The organism is Acinetobacter sp. YH12249 (genome assembly GCF_013417475.1).
In the GTDB taxonomy this organism is placed as follows: domain Bacteria; phylum Pseudomonadota; class Gammaproteobacteria; order Pseudomonadales; family Moraxellaceae; genus Acinetobacter.
Window position 1 is genome coordinate 1 of record NZ_VPDX01000030.1, and the last position, 18839, is coordinate 18839.

14 protein-coding genes are annotated in these 18839 nt (G+C 45.2%); 6 read left to right on the forward strand and 8 right to left on the reverse strand.

Translation table 11 applies throughout. From position 1 onward, the window contains the following. Window positions 1–408: 408 nt before the first annotated feature. The gene (locus FTV25_RS13475; protein WP_004780424.1) at window positions 409–594 is read left to right on the forward strand and encodes a hypothetical protein; all 186 of its coding nucleotides are present in this window, start codon (window positions 409–411) and stop codon (window positions 592–594) included. Window positions 595–765: 171 nt separating this feature from the next. Here FTV25_RS13475 and dnaJ read toward each other — a convergent pair whose 3' ends face one another. From dnaJ to FTV25_RS13495, 4 genes are all read right to left on the reverse strand, one after another. After that, a complete protein-coding gene (gene dnaJ, locus FTV25_RS13480; RefSeq protein WP_180004146.1) occupies window positions 766–1881 on the reverse strand; it encodes a molecular chaperone DnaJ in 1116 nt (371 codons plus the stop codon). Between the two features lie 103 nt (window positions 1882–1984). Further along, on the reverse strand, window positions 1985–2362 hold the full coding sequence (locus tag FTV25_RS13485) for a hypothetical protein (RefSeq protein ID WP_104426832.1): 378 nt from the start codon (window positions 2360–2362) through the stop codon (window positions 1985–1987). Window positions 2363–2492: 130 nt separating this feature from the next. Next, on the reverse strand, window positions 2493–5630 hold the full coding sequence (locus tag FTV25_RS13490) for an efflux RND transporter permease subunit (RefSeq protein ID WP_180004143.1): 3138 nt from the start codon (window positions 5628–5630) through the stop codon (window positions 2493–2495). A gap of 2 nt (window positions 5631–5632) precedes the next feature. Beyond that, a complete protein-coding gene (locus tag FTV25_RS13495) occupies window positions 5633–6736 on the reverse strand; it encodes an efflux RND transporter periplasmic adaptor subunit (RefSeq protein WP_180004141.1) in 1104 nt (367 codons plus the stop codon). A gap of 148 nt (window positions 6737–6884) precedes the next feature. On the opposite strand from FTV25_RS13495, the gene FTV25_RS13500 reads away from it, so the two are divergent. The 4 genes from FTV25_RS13500 (at window position 6885) to FTV25_RS13515 (ending at window position 12940) form a co-directional block, all read left to right on the forward strand. Beyond that, entirely contained in the window at window positions 6885–7508 is a 624-nt protein-coding gene (locus tag FTV25_RS13500; RefSeq protein ID WP_179992903.1) for a TetR/AcrR family transcriptional regulator, read from the forward strand. A gap of 150 nt (window positions 7509–7658) precedes the next feature. Then, window positions 7659–10343, forward strand: coding sequence for a phosphoenolpyruvate carboxylase (gene ppc, locus FTV25_RS13505; protein ID WP_180004139.1), 2685 nt, complete (start codon window positions 7659–7661; stop codon window positions 10341–10343). A 298-nt stretch (window positions 10344–10641) separates the two neighbouring features. Next, complete coding sequence (locus FTV25_RS13510; protein WP_005233183.1) at window positions 10642–11937, forward strand: solute carrier family 23 protein; 1296 nt, start codon at window positions 10642–10644, stop codon at window positions 11935–11937. Between the two features lie 97 nt (window positions 11938–12034). Continuing rightward, window positions 12035–12940 carry a LysR family transcriptional regulator gene (locus FTV25_RS13515; RefSeq protein WP_180004148.1) on the forward strand — a complete coding sequence of 302 codons (906 nt, stop codon included), beginning with the start codon at window positions 12035–12037 and terminating at the stop codon, window positions 12938–12940. Here the strand turns inward: FTV25_RS13515 and FTV25_RS13520 are convergent. From FTV25_RS13520 to ilvD, 4 genes are all read right to left on the reverse strand, one after another. Next, a complete protein-coding gene (locus tag FTV25_RS13520; protein ID WP_180004137.1) occupies window positions 12937–13674 on the reverse strand; it encodes a sulfite exporter TauE/SafE family protein in 738 nt (245 codons plus the stop codon). The genes FTV25_RS13515 and FTV25_RS13520 overlap by 4 nt on opposite strands. Before the next feature lie 156 nt (window positions 13675–13830). Then, window positions 13831–14118, reverse strand: a complete 288-nt coding sequence (locus FTV25_RS13525) for a chorismate mutase (protein ID WP_004780403.1) — start codon at window positions 14116–14118, stop codon at window positions 13831–13833. 21 nt (window positions 14119–14139) lie between these two features. Then, window positions 14140–15420: a hypothetical protein gene (locus FTV25_RS13530; protein WP_180004135.1), complete on the reverse strand. Its 1281-nt coding sequence runs from the start codon at window positions 15418–15420 to the stop codon at window positions 14140–14142. Between the two features lie 152 nt (window positions 15421–15572). Next, on the reverse strand, window positions 15573–17258 hold the full coding sequence (gene ilvD, locus FTV25_RS13535; RefSeq protein ID WP_166137416.1) for a dihydroxy-acid dehydratase: 1686 nt from the start codon (window positions 17256–17258) through the stop codon (window positions 15573–15575). 235 nt (window positions 17259–17493) lie between these two features. On the opposite strand from ilvD, the gene FTV25_RS13540 reads away from it, so the two are divergent. After that, window positions 17494–18798, forward strand: a complete 1305-nt coding sequence (locus tag FTV25_RS13540) for an IS4 family transposase (protein ID WP_004784488.1) — start codon at window positions 17494–17496, stop codon at window positions 18796–18798. Window positions 18799–18839: the final 41 nt, after the last annotated feature.

An 18839-nucleotide genomic window follows, 5' to 3' on the forward strand; every position in this document is an offset into this window, starting at 1 on the left:
ACAGAGTCACCATGACCAGACAAGTAATGTTCAACAACTTTTAATTTGAATTCTTGAGAATATTTAGCCATTAAAAAGCACCCTTCAAATTAGACTAAGAGTGTCCAACTTTCGGGGTGCAGATTAGGATGCTGGGGTTTTTCTTTTAGTATTTAAATTAAATTTCATCCTTTAAATGTGCAAATATGTGACATACATCACATTAACAAATCCATTTTCTTATATATTTTGCCACTTGCTCAATTTTATGAGATTAATGATTAATCTTATATTTCAGTTATTTAAATAACATCAAACTACATTAGTAAACATAAGTACACACAAAAAAACATCAATATCTACATTTTATGTCAACATTTTTGCCAAGTGTACTGAGTAGTACACTATTTTTAATACAAGGAAATTTATATGAAATTAGTTCAATTAACTTTTGCCGGGGTAGCGTTAATTGCTGCATCACAAACTTTTGCTGCTGAAGAAGTAGCACAAACAGCTCCTGCTGCAACTGAAACAGCTGCGTCTGAAGTTCAAGCTGCTGAAGCACCTGCAAGCGAAGCTCCAGCATCAGAAGCTCAAGCAACTGAAGCTCAATAATATGACAGGATTTATATTTCTCTGCGTGAGGGGTATAAATCCTTCTTAAAAAGCCAATATCATTAAAAGAATAATTTTCTCATTATTTTTATCTAATAATTAACTTATACATCTTTTCCGAATTTAAGCTATAAAAAAGGACGCCTGAGCGTCCTTTTTTATCTATCCAGATCAGTCAAACAACCGATCAAAGAAAGATTTTTTCTTTGGAGAAGACTGGCTGCCCTCATCTTCCATGGTCGCTTGCAACTCTTTCAACAGTTCACGTTGACGTGCAGTCAGGTTCACTGGTGTTTCTACAACAACACGGCAAAGCAGATCACCTTGCATGCTTGAACGTACTGGTTTCACGCCCTTACCACGTAGGCGGAACAGTTTACCGGTTTGCGTACCTTCAGGAATTTTCAGGCTGACACGACCATCTAATGTCGGAATCTGAACTTCTTTACCCAAAGCTGCATCCGCAATTGAAATTGGCACATCCATATACAGATCTGCACCGTCACGCTGGAAGATTTCGTGTTCACGTACCACGACTTCAACGTATAGATCACCTGATTGGCCATCACGAATCGCTTCACCTTTACCAGTCAAACGTACGCGGTCGCCATTGTCCACACCGGCTGGAATAGTAACTTCCAAAGTTTGCTGACGGTCAGATACACCTGAACCATGACATTTATTACATGGATTCTTGATGATCTTGCCCTGGCCACGACAGGTACTACAGGTTTGCTGTACCGAGAAGAAACCTTGCTGCATACGTACCTGGCCGGCACCATGACAGGTTGGACAGGTTTCAACATCGTTCGGATTTTTAGAACCTTTACCATCACAGGCGTCACATGGCGCTGGTGCAGTAAAAGTAATGGTTTTCTTAACGCCTTTGACTACTTCTTCAAGCGTCAATTCCATCACATAGCGTAAGTCTGAACCACGGCGTTGACGTTGCTGGCCACGCCCCCCCCCACCAAAGGCTCCACCGAAAATATCCCCAAACTGGCTGAAAATATCTTCCGCACTGAAACCACCGAAGCCGCCAGCACCACCGCCCATACCACCTTCAAAGGCTTGATGGCCCATACGGTCGTACATGCTGCGTTTTTCGCTGTCTGACAGAACTTCATACGCTTCTGAAGCTTCTTTAAACTTCTCTTCAGCTTCAGGATTGTCCGGGTTACGGTCTGGATGATATTTCATCGCCAACTTACGGTAGGCTTTTTTAATTTCATCATCACTAGCGGTTTTAGAGACGCCCAAAACCTCATAATAATCACGTTTAGCCATGTCTGGCGATGCTCCTCACGGAATTCTATTTAATATTGACTGTGGTCTAAAATTGGGGTTAAACCCAGCTTTACAAGGGGAATTCTGAAAAAAAATTGAAAGCTTAGAATACGGCTTTGTTTTGAGAAAATTTGAAGATACCTTTGAACCAGGCATTAATGAGGAAAATAATGGCAATAAAGCTGAATACTACACCTGCGACTGTGCAGGCTTTCACCCAAAGCTGGCTATCCCAGGCGAAGAAAAATAATGGAATGAACCAGAGCGCTGCAAAAATCGCGAGTACTGAATAAATTACAATATTACGCATGATCCAGAGTGCCTGTGCCTGTAACCAGACTTCGGCATAATCAATCTGGGTCACCTTACGTGCATACCAGTAGGCGAATATGCCGCTTACCACTGTAAACAAAGCAAAAAACATGAAGACATAAGCCATCGCCACGGAGCGTCGCATCTTGGTGAGTGTGTCTTGAGTCATGTTTAGTCAACCTTAGTGTGCGGCCCAGCACAAGCGAGTTCCGCAGCAGTATGTCTTTTTTGAATTATTAAAAAATCAGGTACTACTATATTGAAATTTTCAATATTTCGCACCTGAAATTATGACAAATTTAAACAGAATTTAAACTTTTTTTCACTTTAAACCATTGTGCATATAAGGCTGGCAGGAAAAACAGCGTTAATAGCGTTGCAACGATCAATCCTCCCATAATGGCAACCGCCATTGGCCCGAAAAAAATGCTTCTGGATAAAGGAATCATGGCCAGAACGGCAGCCAGTGCAGTCAGGACAATCGGACGGCAACGGCGCACTGTGGCATTGATAATTGCATTCCATTGCGACTCACCGGCCTGAATATCCTGTTCAATCTGGTCAATGAGAATCAATGAGTTACGCATGATCATGCCTGACAAAGCAATCGTACCCAGCATGGCCACAAAGCCAAAAGGTTTATTGAAAATTAACAGGAATAAGACCACGCCAATAATGCCCAATGGCGCTGTCAGGAAGACAATAAAGGCACGCGAGATACTTCTAAGCTGGATCATCAGCAAAGTCATCACAACCGCTAAAAATAATGGCATACCCGCATTCACTGAATTCTGCCCACGCGCAGATTCTTCGACTGTTCCGCCTACTTCAATCAGATAGCCACTTGGCATTTCTGATCTGAGCTGCGCCAATTGATCTTTCAGCTCGTTGACCACGGTTGCCGGTTGCAGTTGCGTCCGGATATCAGCCCGTACCGTAATGGTCGGCAAGCGGTTCCGATGCCAGATCAGGCCTTCTTCAAAGCTGTATTCGATCTTGGCAATCTGGGCCAGAGGAACTGAACTCCCATTTGTAGTTGGTACAGCCAGACTACTCAGTGAACCGACATCGACACGTTCAGCCTGATCACCCCGTAAACGGATTTCAATCAGTTCACGTTTTTCACGATATTGATCAATCGCAGTTCCAGAAATTGAGCTATTCAGGAAATTCGCCAAATCGCTACTGCTTACTCCCAGCTGACGGGCACGATCCTGATCGATATCCAGCTTGATGACTTTACTTGGCTCGCCCCAGTCCAGATGCACATTGGTGGTATTCGGATTGTCTCCGACCGTTGCTGCAACTTTCTGTGCCCATTGACGGACTAATCCCAGATCTTCACCCGATACACGGAACTGTAATGGATAACCGACGGGTGGGCCATTTTCCAACAGAGATACGCGGGTACGGGCTTCTGGTAACAGCACCCGAATCTGGTCACTTAAGGATTTACGGATTTCATTGCGGTCTTCAAGTGATGAAGCCAAGACCACAAACTGGGCAAAACTGGCTTGCGGTAATTGCTGGTCTAAAGGTAAATAGAAACGCGGTGAACCAGTACCAACATAGACCACATAGTTATCAATCCCCTCCTGTTTGGACAGGAAGTTTTCAACTTTTTTTACTGCCGCTTCAGTCGCTTTTAATGAAGCACCCTCTTCCAGTTTCAGATCCACTAGAATTTCGGCACGGTTCGATGGCGGGAAGAATTGTTTTGGCACCAGATTAAACATCAAAATGGATAGCACAAAAATCCCGACAGTCGCCGCGATGACCGTTTTACGGTAGGTGACACAGATATTTACCCAACGGCGAAAGCCCTGATAGAACTTGGTTTGATAAGGATCATGATGTTCGCCGGCATGATGCACCAGCGGATCCGGTTCAGGGCGTTTGCGTAAACGCGCCCAGAGACGTTGATACCATGGCGCTCTTTGCACCAGATCCTTGTTAAAATCTGGCAGGAGTTTATCGCCCAGATAAGGCACAAACAGAACTGCGGCAATCCAGGACACCAACAGTGCCAGCGTCACCACCTGGAAAATCGAGCGGGTATATTCCCCGGTACTCGACGCTGCTGTCGCAATCGGCAGGAAACCGGCAGCAGTAATCAGGGTTCCGGTCAGCATTGGAAAAGCAGTCGTCCGCCAGGCATGACCGGCCGCCTGTAAGCGGCTAAAGCCCTGCTCCATTTTGATTGCCATCATTTCTATGGCAATGATCGCGTCATCGACCAACAGGCCAAGTGCCAGAATCAGGGCACCCAGAGAAATCTTATGCAGGCCAACATCAAACAGTTGCATCCCGGCAAAGGTCATCGCCAATACTAACGGAATCGAGAAAGCCACCACCAGACCAGTACGGAACCCGAGTGAGAAAAAACTCACCAAGAGAACAATAATCACGGCCTCGGCCAGAACTTTCATAAATTCATTAATACTGCGTTTCACCGCTACCGGCTGATCGGAAACTTTTTGCAGATCCATTCCTAAAGGTAAAGTTTTCTGCAATCGGGCAAATTCCCGTTCCAGATTTTTACCCAAGGCAATGATGTCACCGCCTTTACGCATCGATACAGCAATGCCGATGCCATTTTCGCCCATAAAGCGCATCCGTGGCTGGGCCGGATCGGTAAAGCCACGATAAACCTCCGCCACATCGCCAAGCTGGATGGTCTTGCCATTCACCAGTAAAGGTAGCTGCTGCAGTTCTTCGACATTATTCAGCGCACCACTGACCCGCACCTGAATCCGGTCAGAACCGGTTTCAAAAAAGCCCGCCTGAGTCATGGCATTTTGCTGCTGCAGTGCCTGCTGAATAGCAGTCACCGGAATACCGAGCTGGGTAGCTTTGGTGTTAGAGATTTCGATCCAGATTTTCTGGTCTTGAAGCCCAATCAGTTCAACTTTGGCGACATCCTTGACCCGTTGCAGCTGTAACTGTAAACGGTCGGCATATTCTTTAAGCGTCGCATAATCGAAGTCATTGCCTTTAATGACATAGATGTTGCCAAAGGTATCACCAAACTCATCATTAAAGAATGGACCTTGTACGCCTTGCGGTAATTCATGGCGAATATCATTGATTTTCTTACGAACGTTATACCAGACATCCGCGACATCCTTGGAAGCCAAAGAATCCTTGGCAATAAAAGTCACCATGGATTCCCCCGGACGGGAATAGGCCATGATCCGGTCATACTGTCCGGTAGTCATCAACTCTTTTTCAATCCGATCCGTGACCTGTAAGGACACTTCTTTAGCACTGGCACCCGGCCAGTAGGTCTGGATTACCATCACCTTAAAGGTAAACGGCGGATCCTCACTTTGTGACAGTTTGGAATAGGATACGATGCCCACCAAACCGAGCAGGATCATGAAATACAGTACCAGACCTTTATTCTTTAAGGCCCATTCAGACAGGTTAAAGTTCATACTTAACTCCCTGCCTGAATTTTCACACTACGGTTTTCACGGTCAATCGGATTGATTTTTTGCTGGTCACGCAGCAGATGCACCCCACCAATCACCACATAATCATCAGCCTTTAAACCACTGAGGACTGGCACAGAATCACGACCATAAGCACCCAGCTGCACCGGTACTTTACGAATGGTATGATCCGGCTTGACTACCATCACATAGGCCTGCTGATCGGTCGCTGAAACACTGGATAAAGGAACGCTAAGGACATTGTCCTGACTGTTCTGGAAGAATACCCGGGCACTCTGACCGAGCTGGATCTGATTATTACCTTCGCGTAAAGCCACTTTCACCCGGAAGGTACGCGATTGATCTGCTGCTGGTGAAATCTCACGAACAAAGGCAGCAAATTTTTCATTCGGTTTGGACCATAACGTGACCCAGGCCGGCTGACCGGTTTTAATTTCGGAAATCGCCTGTTCAGGAACCCCAATCACGACTTCACGCTCACCGGCTATCGCCAGTTCAAAGGCCGCCTGCCCTGCTGCAACGACCTGACCAATTTCGATATTACGTGCAGTAATTACCCCACTTTTATTGGCAATGAGCTGGTTATAAGCAGTCTGATTTTTGGCCGTATCATAATTGGACTGGGCCTGTTTCAGATTTGACGCGGCTGCCTTATATTGGTTTTCAATCGCATCATATTGCGAACGGCTCACGGCATTGGTGGGTAACAGCTGCTTGAAACGCTGTAATTCATCCTGAGCAATTTTACTGGCCGATTGAGCACTTTCCAGCTGGGCACGTGCTGCATTTAATTGAAGTTGAGCATCTTTCACATCTAGGGTCGCCAAGACCTGCCCCACTTTTACCTGATCGCCCACATCGACAAAGCGCTGGGTGACCTGCCCGCCTACCCGGAACGCCAGTGCTGTTTGCTGACGTGCCTGGACATCACCGGCATAGCTTTTCAATTCCTGATGTGAAGTTTTCGGTGTGGTCACCATGACAAATGGAACTTCCTGTTCTGCTGCAGCGCTGTCCTTGCTACATCCTGAGAAAGCCATACTGCATAGGACGATCATGCCAGCCAGTGCGCTCTGTATCGTGCTCATTATTGTTCGCTCTTATCTAATCATCATTTTTAGGGCAAAATAGGTAGATATATAAATTGCTTATTTTTTAATTAATATACCATTCGGTACACTAATTAGGATTCTGCAGTTAAAACAATGACCATATTGATTTTTTTCGGATGAAATTGTGCAAATACCGGTTGGACGACCCAAGGATCTGGAGAAACGCCAGCGTATTCTGAACGCAGCGAAACAGCTGTTTTTACAGCATGGTTATCATGGTTCCAGCATGAACCAGATTGCGCTGGAAGCCGGTGTGACCAAACTCACTGTCTATAATCATTTTCAGGATAAGGCCACGCTGTTTAGCTGTGCGGTTGAAGAAACCTGTGAGGCAATTCTGCAAGAATCTCCTAAAGTTCTGCAGCCTGATAGTGATTTTCAGCAGGAGCTGTATCAGATCTGTCTGCGCTCATTCAATATTGCCAATCTGCCGGAAGCTCTCAAACTGGACCTGCTCATCATGCAACTGGCCTATGAAAAAAATCCGTTGGCGGAACGTTTTTATACAGCCTCACATATCAAGCTGAATCAGGCCTGGCATGATTTCTTTGAGCAGGCGCAGCAACATCAATTTATCCAGACTGATGATCCGCAGCATCAGACCGAACTGATGGTGTCCTTACTGTTAGGTATGCGACATCACAAAGTCTTATTGGGCTTAAGTCCGCTACCCGACATGCAGCAACGCCATCAGATCATTCAGCAGGCCATCGAGATCTTTATGCTGAAATATGCAATTTCCCGTTAAATTTCTTCTATCTGGCCTGATCCTTGCAACAGCGTAAGGACTAAAATTCGTTCAATTATCAACAAATGATATTCAACTTTTGTCTGCAAAAGACTTGGATTGTCATGCAGTCGGGGTATAGTCAAAGGAAGAATCGGAGGGAAATAAAAAATGGTTCAACAGATTGATGCACCTCTACGCGAAGACGTACGTTTACTGGGTAATTTGCTGGGAGAAACCCTGAAGTTACATGCGGGGCAAGATTTGTTTAATCAGGTCGAGCAAATTCGGGCCTTATCGAAAGGCGCTCGCGATGGACAGGTGGAAGCAGAAAAACAGCTGGAACAATTATTCCTGACTTTAGAAGATCATGAAATCCTGCCATTGACCCGTGCCTTCACCCATTTCTTAAACTTTGCCAATATTGCCGAACAGTACCATGTGGTACGTCGTCGCCGTCAAAGCGAATTTGAGGAAAGCACAGAATCTCCAAATCCTCTGGTTCCTTTATTTGAAAAATTCAAACAGCAAGAAATTTCTGCAGAAACCTTATATCAGCAAATCTGTGAATTAAAGATTGAACTGGTGCTGACCGCACATCCAACAGAAGTCAGCCGACGCACCCTGATCCAAAAATATGATGGCATCAATAATGCCCTGTCCAAATTCGACCAGCAGAAGCTAACCCCGCGTGAACGTCAGGCAGTTTTGGCTGACTTAAAACAGCTCATCAGTTCTGCCTGGCAAACTGATGAAATCCGTCAGCATCGTCCAACCCCGGTGGATGAAGCCAAATGGGGCTTTACGACAATTGAACAAACCCTCTGGAATGCTGTACCCAAATTTATCCGTGAACTGAACGGCATGGTTGAGGAACAATGTGGCCAGACTTTGCCGCTAGATGTTGCTCCGGTACGTTTCGCTTCCTGGATGGGTGGCGACCGGGATGGCAACCCGAATGTGACACATAATGTGACTCAGGAAGTATTGTGGTTGTCGCGCTGGAAAGCAGCTGATCTTTATCTGCGTGATATTGAAAACCTGCGCTGGGAACTTTCTATTCAGCAATGCAGTGATGAAATTACACAGGCATTAGGCCATCAACATCCTGAACCCTACCGTGAATATTTACGCGATATCCGTGAACGTCTAAAAATCACCCGTGCCTGGCTGGCTGAAAAACTGCATGGCAAAGATGCGGATGATAGTCGGGTCATTAAAAGTAAAGATGAGTTATTAAAACCGTTACTGACCTGTTATCGCTCATTGATGGCGTGCAATCTGGCAGAACTTGCCAATAGCAGTCTGCTGGACCTGATTTACCGGGTGAACTGTTTCGGAATTGAACTCCTCAAACTGGATATCCGTCAGGAATCCGGTCGTCATCGTCAGGCCATTTCAGCCATTACTGAATATCTGGGTCTGGGTAATTTCGAAACTTGGACTGAACAGGCCCGTCAAAACTTCCTGTTGCAGGAACTGCAAAGTAAACGGCCTCTACTACCTAAACACCTGAATGAACCAGCGGGTAGCCTGATTGAACATCCGGATGTGCAGGAAGTGTTTACCACTATGCACACGCTGGCTGAACAGCCAAGTGAATCTCTGGGTGCCTATATTATTTCCATGGCCGAATACCCAAGTGATGTGCTGGCTGTCTTGCTGCTGCAAAAAGAAGCCGGGATTAAACAGCCTTTACGGGTAGTACCTTTATTTGAAACCTTAAAAGATCTCGACGGCGCTGCTGACACCATGTCGACACTCTTTAATATGCATTGGTACAAACAGCATATTCAGGGTAAGCATGAAGTCATGATTGGTTATTCGGATTCGGCCAAAGATGCCGGCTTTATGTCAGCCAACTGGGCACAGTACCGTGCGCAGGAAGAACTGACCGCAGTTGCTAAACAGCATGATATCCAGTTGACCTTGTTCCATGGCCGTGGCGGTTCGATCAGCCGCGGCGGTGCACCCACCCAGCAAGCCTTGTTCTCGCAACCACCAGGCTCTATTTCAGGGGCCATTCGGGTGACTGAACAAGGTGAAATGATTCGCTTTAAATTCGGTCTGGAAGAAATCGCACTACAAAATCTGGAAATTTATACAGCGGCGACGCTGGAAGCGACTTTATTACCGCCACCTGAACCGAAACCGGAATGGCGTGATCTGATGCATAAAATGACGGATCTGTCAGTACAAGTCTATCGTCAGACGGTACGTGAAAATCCGCATTTCGTAAAATACCTGCGTACCGTGACCCCAGAACTGGAATTACAAATGTTGCCGCTTGGTTCACGTCCTGCCAAACGTAAGGTCAGCGGCGGGATTGAATCCTTGCGTGCCATTCCATGGGTATTCGCCTGGACCCAAATCCGTCTGATGTTACCGGCTTGGCTGGGTACCGGTGCCGCATTAAATGAGGTACTGGATCAAGGGCAACGTACAATTCTGGATGAGATGCTAACCGAATGGCCTTATTTCCAGACCTTAATTGATATGCTGGAAATGGTACTCTCCAAAGCAGACAGCAATGTCGCGCTCTATTACGAATCACATCTGACTCAGGATGAAGACCTGAAAGAGCTCGGCACGGAACTGCGTCAACGCTTGCAAGATGCCATCCAGACCCTACTCACTTTAAAAGATGAATCAAAACTGCTGAGCAGTAATGGTGTCTTGGACCAGTCCATGACGGTGCGTAAACCTTATCTGTTACCGCTCCATTTACTGCAAGCCGAACTGATGAAACGTCGTCGATTATATCTGGAACAGCAGCAGGCTGAACACACGCCAGTCGATCATGCCCTAATGGTGAGTATTGCCGGCATTGCCGCCGGTTTACGAAATACCGGTTGATTTTTTTCTCTTCCATTTAAAGCACATCTACACGATGTGCTTTTTTATTGATCAGTCAATAGCCAAAAAAAGCTTTATTTATATATCAAATTAAAATTACTTATAGATGTTGAATATGAATTGTCCGGGAATTAATCCACTGATTTAACTTTAGTTTTGAGTTAAAAAACTTTTACCGCACGGTAAAATCTCAAATAAAGTCATAGAATTAATTTGAACAAAAATTTTGTTTCAGTGATTAAATCTTCTAAAAAACAAGAGTATGATGTGCACAATTTATCTTTTGAGTGCTCATTTTATGTCCAATTGGTTTCCCAAGTGGCGCCCTTATGAGGGTAGTATCGATGCACGACCAGTAGGTACCGCAGAGTATTTACCGCCTGCCCAGACCCTGATCTTGGGGGTACAACATGCCTTTGCCATGTTCGGTGCGACGGTACTGGCGCCATTTCTAATGGGTTTTGATCCCAATCTGGCCATTTTAATGTCGGGGATCTGTACCATCCTGTTCTTCCTGATCACGGGTGGTCGTGTACCAAGTTATCTGGGTTCAAGCTTCGCGTTCATTGGGGTAGTGATTGCGGCAACCGGTTATGCAGGTGCTGGCGGACTGAATCCCAATATTGGTGTCGCCGCTGGCGGGATTATTGCCTGTGGTGTGCTTTATGCCTTGATGGGTGTTCTGGTGATGGCAACGGGAACCCGCTGGATTGAAAAATTGATGCCGCCTGTGGTGACTGGTGCGGTGGTGATGATTATTGGTCTGAACCTGGCCCCTGTGACTGTGAAAAACGTCATGGGCAATACCTTTAATATGTGGATGTCACTGGTGACCGTACTGTGTATGGGTTCCATTGCGGTGTTTACCAAAGGTCTGGTACAGCGTTTATTGCTCTTGATCGGTTTATTGCTGGCTTACTTCATTTACTACATTTTAAGTAATGTGATGGGCTATGGTACTGCAATTGATTTTGCGCCAATTCAGCAAGCGGGCTGGTTTGGTGTTCCAAGCTTCCATGCGCCTGTATTTGATACCAATGCCATGCTGATCATTGCACCGATTGCCCTGATTTTGATTGCAGAAAACCTGGGACATATTAAAGCCGTGGGCGCCATGACCGGTGAAAACCTGGATCCGCATATTGGTAAAGCCTTTGTGGCAGACGGGATTGCTACTACTCTGGCAGGTGGTGTGGGCGCACCGGGTATGACCACCTATGGTGAGAACATCGGTGTGATGGCAGTTACCCGTGTCTATTCAACGATTATCTTTGCTGTTGCGGGTGTATTTGCGGTATTCCTCGGTTTATCACCGAAGTTTGGTGCGATTATTCATACCATTCCGACGGCGATTTTAACCGGTGCCTCTATTGTGGTCTTTGGTTTGATTACTATTGCCGGTGCGAAAATCTGGATCGAAAATAAAGTAGACTTTTCACAGAACAAAAACCTGATGGTGGCAGCAGTAACGATTATTCTGGGTACGGGTGACTTTGCCCTGACCTTCGGTAACTTTAACCTAGGTGGAATTGGTACAGCGACCTTTGCTGCACTGTTCCTGAACTGGTTCTTTAGCCTGGTCGATAAAAAATAATGTGAAGACTTAAATTTTCAAGCAGCCTCCGGGCTGCTTTTTTTATATCGCAAGAATTGTTTAAATAGGCCTGATCTTTTATATGAGCATCCTGCCGATGCGTCTGGATTTTTTTGATTTACGTCTTTTTCTCAATATAGTCGACACAGGTAGTCTGACCAAAGGTGCTGAACGCTCTGCCATTTCTTTACAGGCAGCCAGTGAGCGGATTAAAAAGCTGGAACAGCAATATCAGGTCAGTCTGTTCAGCCGCCATTCTGGCGGGGTGAAAATGACTTTTGCAGGTCAGGTCTTTGCTGAGCATGCCCAAGCTCTGTTACAACAGGGACAACAGTTGTCTCAAGCCATGGCCGGTTTTAGTGAAGGACTCAATTCCAATATCAGCTTATGGTGTAACTCTTCAGCACAAAGTGAGTATCTTCCCCTATTATTGCCACAGTATTTGGTAAATAACCCAAATATCCAGATCGACCTCAAAGAAGCAGAGAGCAATGACATCATTGCGGCTTTAGCGAGTGGCACTGCCAAGCTAGGACTTATTTCCAGCTTTTTTCCTGCGCCGCAATTACAGACCCTGGAATTTTCAGATGATCCTCTGGTGCTGATCTGCCCTGAACAGCATGATCTGGCAACGAACCAGGCATTAACATTAGCAGACTGTCTGAATTATCCCTTTGTTGGTCTGATGCAATATCACTCTTTGCAGCAGTCGATTGAAACCCAGGCCCGCTTGTTGAACTGTGAAATTCAATATCGCTTACGCTTACCAAATTTTGCCGCCATTGCCCAGGTTGTGGCCAATGGTGTAGGTATCGCGATCATGCCAAAACGTGCTGCACAACGTTTAGCCAAGCTCTATGCATTTCAGCAAATCCAGCTGACAGGAGATTGGGCCAACCGTAAGTTATTGTTAGCTGCAAAGAACTTTGATGAACTGAGCACGGCCTATCAGCACTTTAGCCAGTTCCTCATTTCTGCAGATGTACAAAAAATCCTGAATTAAATCCAGCCGAATTGATGCAGCATCATATAGCTGCCTAAGGCGATCAGGCCGATAAAAAATACTGTCCGGAATTTCTGTTCAGGGATACGGGAACGGATTTTTTTACCGAACCACATCCCGATCAAGGCTGGAATCAGTGCAATCGCCGACATGGCATAATCAATCGGCATATCTTCCACCGGGTTTCGGTGCAGAAAAACTGCCAAACATACCGTCGAGGTAGTAAATACCAATCCTAAGGCCTGAACCAGATCATCACGTTTTAAATGCAGGGTTTGCAAATAAGGCACCACTGGAATTACCACTACCCCAGTTGCCACGGTCAAGGCCCCCCCGAGATATCCCATAATCGGAGAAAGCCACTTTTCATGCGGGCTTAAATCTGGCATCCGTTTCGCCAATAAACCATATAGGCCATATAGAGCAAGCATCCCGCCCAATAAAGCTTCACTATGAAATTCAGAATGACCTAAAGTCGGGAAAATACTCCAGACTGAACCCACGATAATGCCTGCTAGCAACAGCCAGAAACGGCGAATCAGCTTCAGTACATGACCTTCGGCAAAAAGTTGCCAGAAATTGGTCAGCATCGAAGGTACTATCAGTAAAGTTGCTGCCTGAAATGGACTCATAAATATGGTCAGCAAACCCATGGACACCGCAGGCAAACCTAATCCAATGGTGCCTTTAATCAGACCAGCCAAAGCAAAAATAACAATAACAAAAGCAGTCATCTGATGACCCTAAATTGATTTAAGCTCATGCTATAGAAATCACGAATAGAGTAAAATCAGGGTTTTAAGAAGGAAGCCTCAAGCAAATGTTGAGGCTTCAGATGGATGTGCCGAAACTCATCAGATTCATCAGCAAAAATCGGATATGAAAATTGTTTAAGGACGGAATTCTTTCAGTTCACGCTGAATGAAATACTGGAACATTTCCCGGTACAGATGTTCAATAAACGCCTGATCCACACCTTGCTGTTGTGCCAAGGCTTTGACATTTTCCACGATCTGTTCCATACGCTCCGGTGATTGCAGATCAGTTTCAGTTTTTTTAAAACGGGTGGTTTGATCAACATAAAATTGACGCGCAGCGATCAGCTCGACTAAAGCTGTATCAATGGCATCGATCTGTTGACGTGCATGTTGTAATGATTCAGCTTTGATTTTTTCCATGTTTATTCAGTCACTTTCAGTTTAGTTATCACTCTTATACTTTTCTTCTAACACATTACTGAAAATACTTTCAATCATCCAGACACGATATAAGCTATTAAATGTATAACTTTGCCCATCAATACGCAGTTCCAGCACCGGTAAATTCGGCTGGGACTTCATTTCACATAAGGTGTCATTTTCCTGCAACTTGGCCAGAACATCTTCCTGGGTCAGTTCAGTAATATTCAGTTCCTGCTGCATACGCTTGAAATGTGCCGCATAAGACAGATCATAACCACGGGTCCAGACCGCTTCCAGAATCTGATACATGGCTTCAATCCGTTGCTCTTCCGGACAGCTATAAAACAATTGCGCCATCGGCATTACAGCCTGCTCGGTTGGCCGGCAGAATGGGGTAAATTTGACTTCAGTCCGCTTGGATAAGCGCGTCGCCAGACTCCAGTCAAACCAGTCCCGTCCCTGATAAGACAACGGATAGACATTCAACTGGATATTATAAAAATCAGCCAGCTCTTCCTTGATATAAGCCAGTAACAACCAGGAAATCGGATCTTCCAGAGCGATATACAAATCCAATTCAGGATCCATGGACTGGATTTCATTCAGCTCTTCGGCATCACTGATCAGATGCTCGCGCCATTCAATATGATTGATCAGGAAAATCGGATTGCCGGTCAGTAATCTCTGCTGTTTCAGGCGACGGGTCAGACGTAACAGGTCATCTACCGCCTGATACTGACGTCCGCCAAACTGGAAATAGCTGGCCAGAATCGGACTATGCTCAAAAATTCGTTCCGGAAAATTCTGCGGCGCATGATGACGGCTAGCCATCGCATATAAGGTGAGTAATTTTCCGTTCTGTTTTTGCCAGAGCATATGAAAGACATCTTCCAGCAAATACAGAAAATCCTGTCCGCGTAACGGTGTATTTCTCAGGATAGTTTCTGCCTGCTTTAAGGCTTCAGCTGTCGGTAATTCTGGGGTCTCATGAAAGCTAAAACGATGCTGTTTAGATAAAATTTTGGCATCATTCAGGCAATAGTGCTGCCATTCATCAAAAGACATCTGATTAGGCGGCTCAGCCCGCTGATCTGAAATAATGACTTTGAGTGGCTTCAGTTCCGGACTGAGAATTTCTTCCAGTTGCGGTAACTGTTGTACCGCCAGATAACTATAAACATCATCCAATCTTAAATGGATGCTCAAGCCATCTTCAATAGATAACACCGTTTGACGAACTGGTTTCTGGTAAAACCAACTCGATCGGATTGGATCAAACCAACGGCGTAGCAGGGACATGAGAGGTGCCTCGAAAAGATTTTGTCATGCCAGCCCTTGCCAGCAGGATCGTTTTATTCAACATCCTATTATGAGGATGTTTATGACCTGATATAAGTCTTGTGCAAAACTTATATCAAGTCAGCAACAAATGTTCAATGTTTTCTAGGACTTTAGATTTCAAGATTTAGGTCAGTCACGGCCCCGGTCTCCGCCCCAGAGGTCAGTTTGGCGAATTTCGCCAGTGCCCCGTGAGTGTAATTCGGTTTCGGTTTCACCCAGGCCGCCTGACGTGCAGCAAGCTCTTCATCCGAAATATGCCAGGTCATTTCACGGGTTTCCGCATTAATGGAAATTTCATCGCCATTTTGCACCAGACCAATCGGGCCACCCTCATAGGCTTCCGGTGTGACATGACCAATCACAAAACCATGACTTCCGCCTGAGAAACGGCCATCAGTAATCAGTGCGACTGAATCCCCCAGACCTTTACCAATAATAGCAGAAGTCGGTTTTAGCATTTCCGGCATGCCCGGTCCACCTTTAGGACCTACACCGCGAATCACGACTACCTCACCTGGCTGAACTTCGCCATCCAGAATCCCGCGCATCGCACCCTGTTCGCCTTCAAACACGCGGGCCGGTCCTTTGAAATATAGACCTTCCTTACCGGTAATTTTGGCGACTGCGCCATTTGGTGACAGGTTGCCTTTCATAATGATCAGATGCGAGTCTTTTTTCACCGGTTGGTCGAATGGCAAAATAATCTGCTGGTCTTCAGGATAATCTTCTACATCTGCCAGGTTTTCTGCCAGTGTTTTTCCGGTCACAGTCAGGCAGGAACCATCTAGCATGCCAGCATCCAGCATGCGTTTCATCAATGGCTGGATCCCACCAATGGCAATCAGTTCCGACATTAGATATTTACCGGATGGACGGACATCGGCGACTACAGGAATTTCTTTACCAATTCGTACAAAGTCATCTAGGCTCAGCTCAACACCAGCTGTATGCGCCATGGCTAACAGATGCAGCACTCCATTGGTTGATCCACCCAATGCAATCAATACTTTAATTGAATTTTCAAAAGCCGCTTTGGTCATGATGTCACGTGGCTTGATATCCAGACGCAGTAGATTCATCACTGCTTCACCAGCACGGGCACAGTCAATCTGCTTGTCTTCAGACACCGCTTCCTGTGCGGATGAGCCTGGCAGGCTCATGCCGAGCGCTTCAATCGCAGAGGCCATAGAATTGGCGGTATACATCCCCCCACAAGAACCCGGCCCTGGCAAAGACACTTCTTCAATATGTTTCACCTGAATCGCATTAATTTCGCCTTTGGCATGCTGACCCACCGCTTCAAATACCGAAATCATGTCGGTATGCCCTTCACCCGGCTTGATGGTGCCACCATAAATAAACAGACCTGGACGGTTTAAACGTGCCAAGCCCATGATGCAGCCCGGCATGTTTTTGTCACAACCGCCAATGGCAATCACGCCATCATAGGCCTGACAACCAACTACTGCTTCAATCGAATCGGCAATAATTTCCCGCGACAGCAAGGAGTATTTCATCCCTTCAGTCCCGTTCGAGATCCCGTCGGAAATAGTGATGGTATTGAAGATAATCCCCTTACCACCGGCAGCATTCACGCCCTGCTCGACTGTACGTGCCAGGCCATCAATATGCATATTGCAAGGGGTCACATTGGCCCAGGTCGACGCGATCCCGATAAACGGACGAGTAAAGTCTTCATCCTGAAAACCGGTGGCACGCATCATGGATCGGGCCGGTGCATTTTCGATGCCTTCATAGACGGGAGCAGAATGTTCTCGGATATTGTCTTTACTCATTTTAATCGTCCTGGATGTAATTCTTGTGAAGCTTAAAAGCTGTCTAGGTTTTATTCGATTGTATAGAAAGCGATCTTTAGATAAAAGTAAGACTCTGTGTATCTGATTCAGTTATTTGAGGTAGTGCAATTATCAAAAATAAAAAAAAGCACCCCTCTGGAGTAATGCCAGTCAGTTAAGCAAATATTAGTAAAATGTAGTAAAAATGAGTGTATGTAAATACGCTCATTTTTTTATGACTTTATCTGAAAATTTAGATTGCACCCTTCAACATTCTTTACCTTCACTTAGCCATTTTAGTGAATTTATTGATTTCAACTGGATTGAGGAAAGTCTGCATCAAACAGGTAAGGCATCAATTAGAAGAAGGAAGTTACCTGCTGAACATGTGGTGTGGCTTGTCATTGGACTCGCTTTATTTCGAAATCAACCTATCGGATATGTCGTAGAACAGCTAAAACTTGTATTTGGTACAACAGAATATTGTGTTCCTAGCGCAGTAGTACAAGCACGACAACGTTTAGGATCAGAACCTTTAAATGCACTATTTTCTTTACTTAGCCAAGCCTGGTTTGAAGAATCTCAGCAGCAATACTCAAACTTTCACGGTCTGAGTGTGTGCGCTGTTGATGGTGTTGTTTGGTCTATGCCTTATACAGATGAGAATTTTGCACACTTTGGTTCATCTAAAGGAAAAACTGCTGATGCTCCTTATCCACAAGTGAGAGCAACCTGCTTAGTAAATACCGCGACCCATGAAATTATAGATGCTCAAATAGGCAGTATGGATCAAGGTGAACTCACACTGGCAAGCCAATTATCTCCTTGTTCACACAGTATTACCCTATTTGATCGAGCCTATTTCTCTGCAGATTTTCTCATCGGGTGGCAAAAACGTGCAGAAGAAAGTCATTGGCTTATGCGTGCAAAAGATAATTTACGGTATGAGATTGTGGAGCGTAATTCGCAACATGACTTTCATATTAGAATGCCGATATCAACAAGAGCTAAAAAACTTAATCCAGCCTTAGGAGACTATTGGGAGGCACGTCTCATTGAGGTTGAGCAGGCAGGTAAGATTAGACGTTATATCACTTCACTAATAGATTCAAAGAGATATCCATTATTAGCTTTAGCAAAACTCTATGCCCAGCGTTGGGAAATAGAAATGTGTTACCGAGAAATCAAGAGTAACTTACAGGAAGGGAAGCATTTAAGGAGTAAACAACCTGCCTTGATTTATCAAGAATTATGGGGAGTCTTTATTGCCTATAATATTCTAAGAAGACAAATGAAATATATGGCGCAACGTGCAAAAGTCAGTCCTTTGAGAATGAGCTTTCATATTACCTCTATTGCTATCCTTAACCTATTGAAGTTTGATTCTTTGGCTTCCGCAGGCAATTTGCCTAAACATCTAGAAAGTTTAATGGAAAAATCTAAAAGGTATGTTTTACCGAAAAAAAGAAGTAGAAACTACCCACGAGTTGTGAAAGGGAAACCACAGAAATACCCAAAAAAATGCCAGTCAATCTCTTAACTGACTGGCATTACCCCTCTGGAGTGCTTTTTTGCGCTATA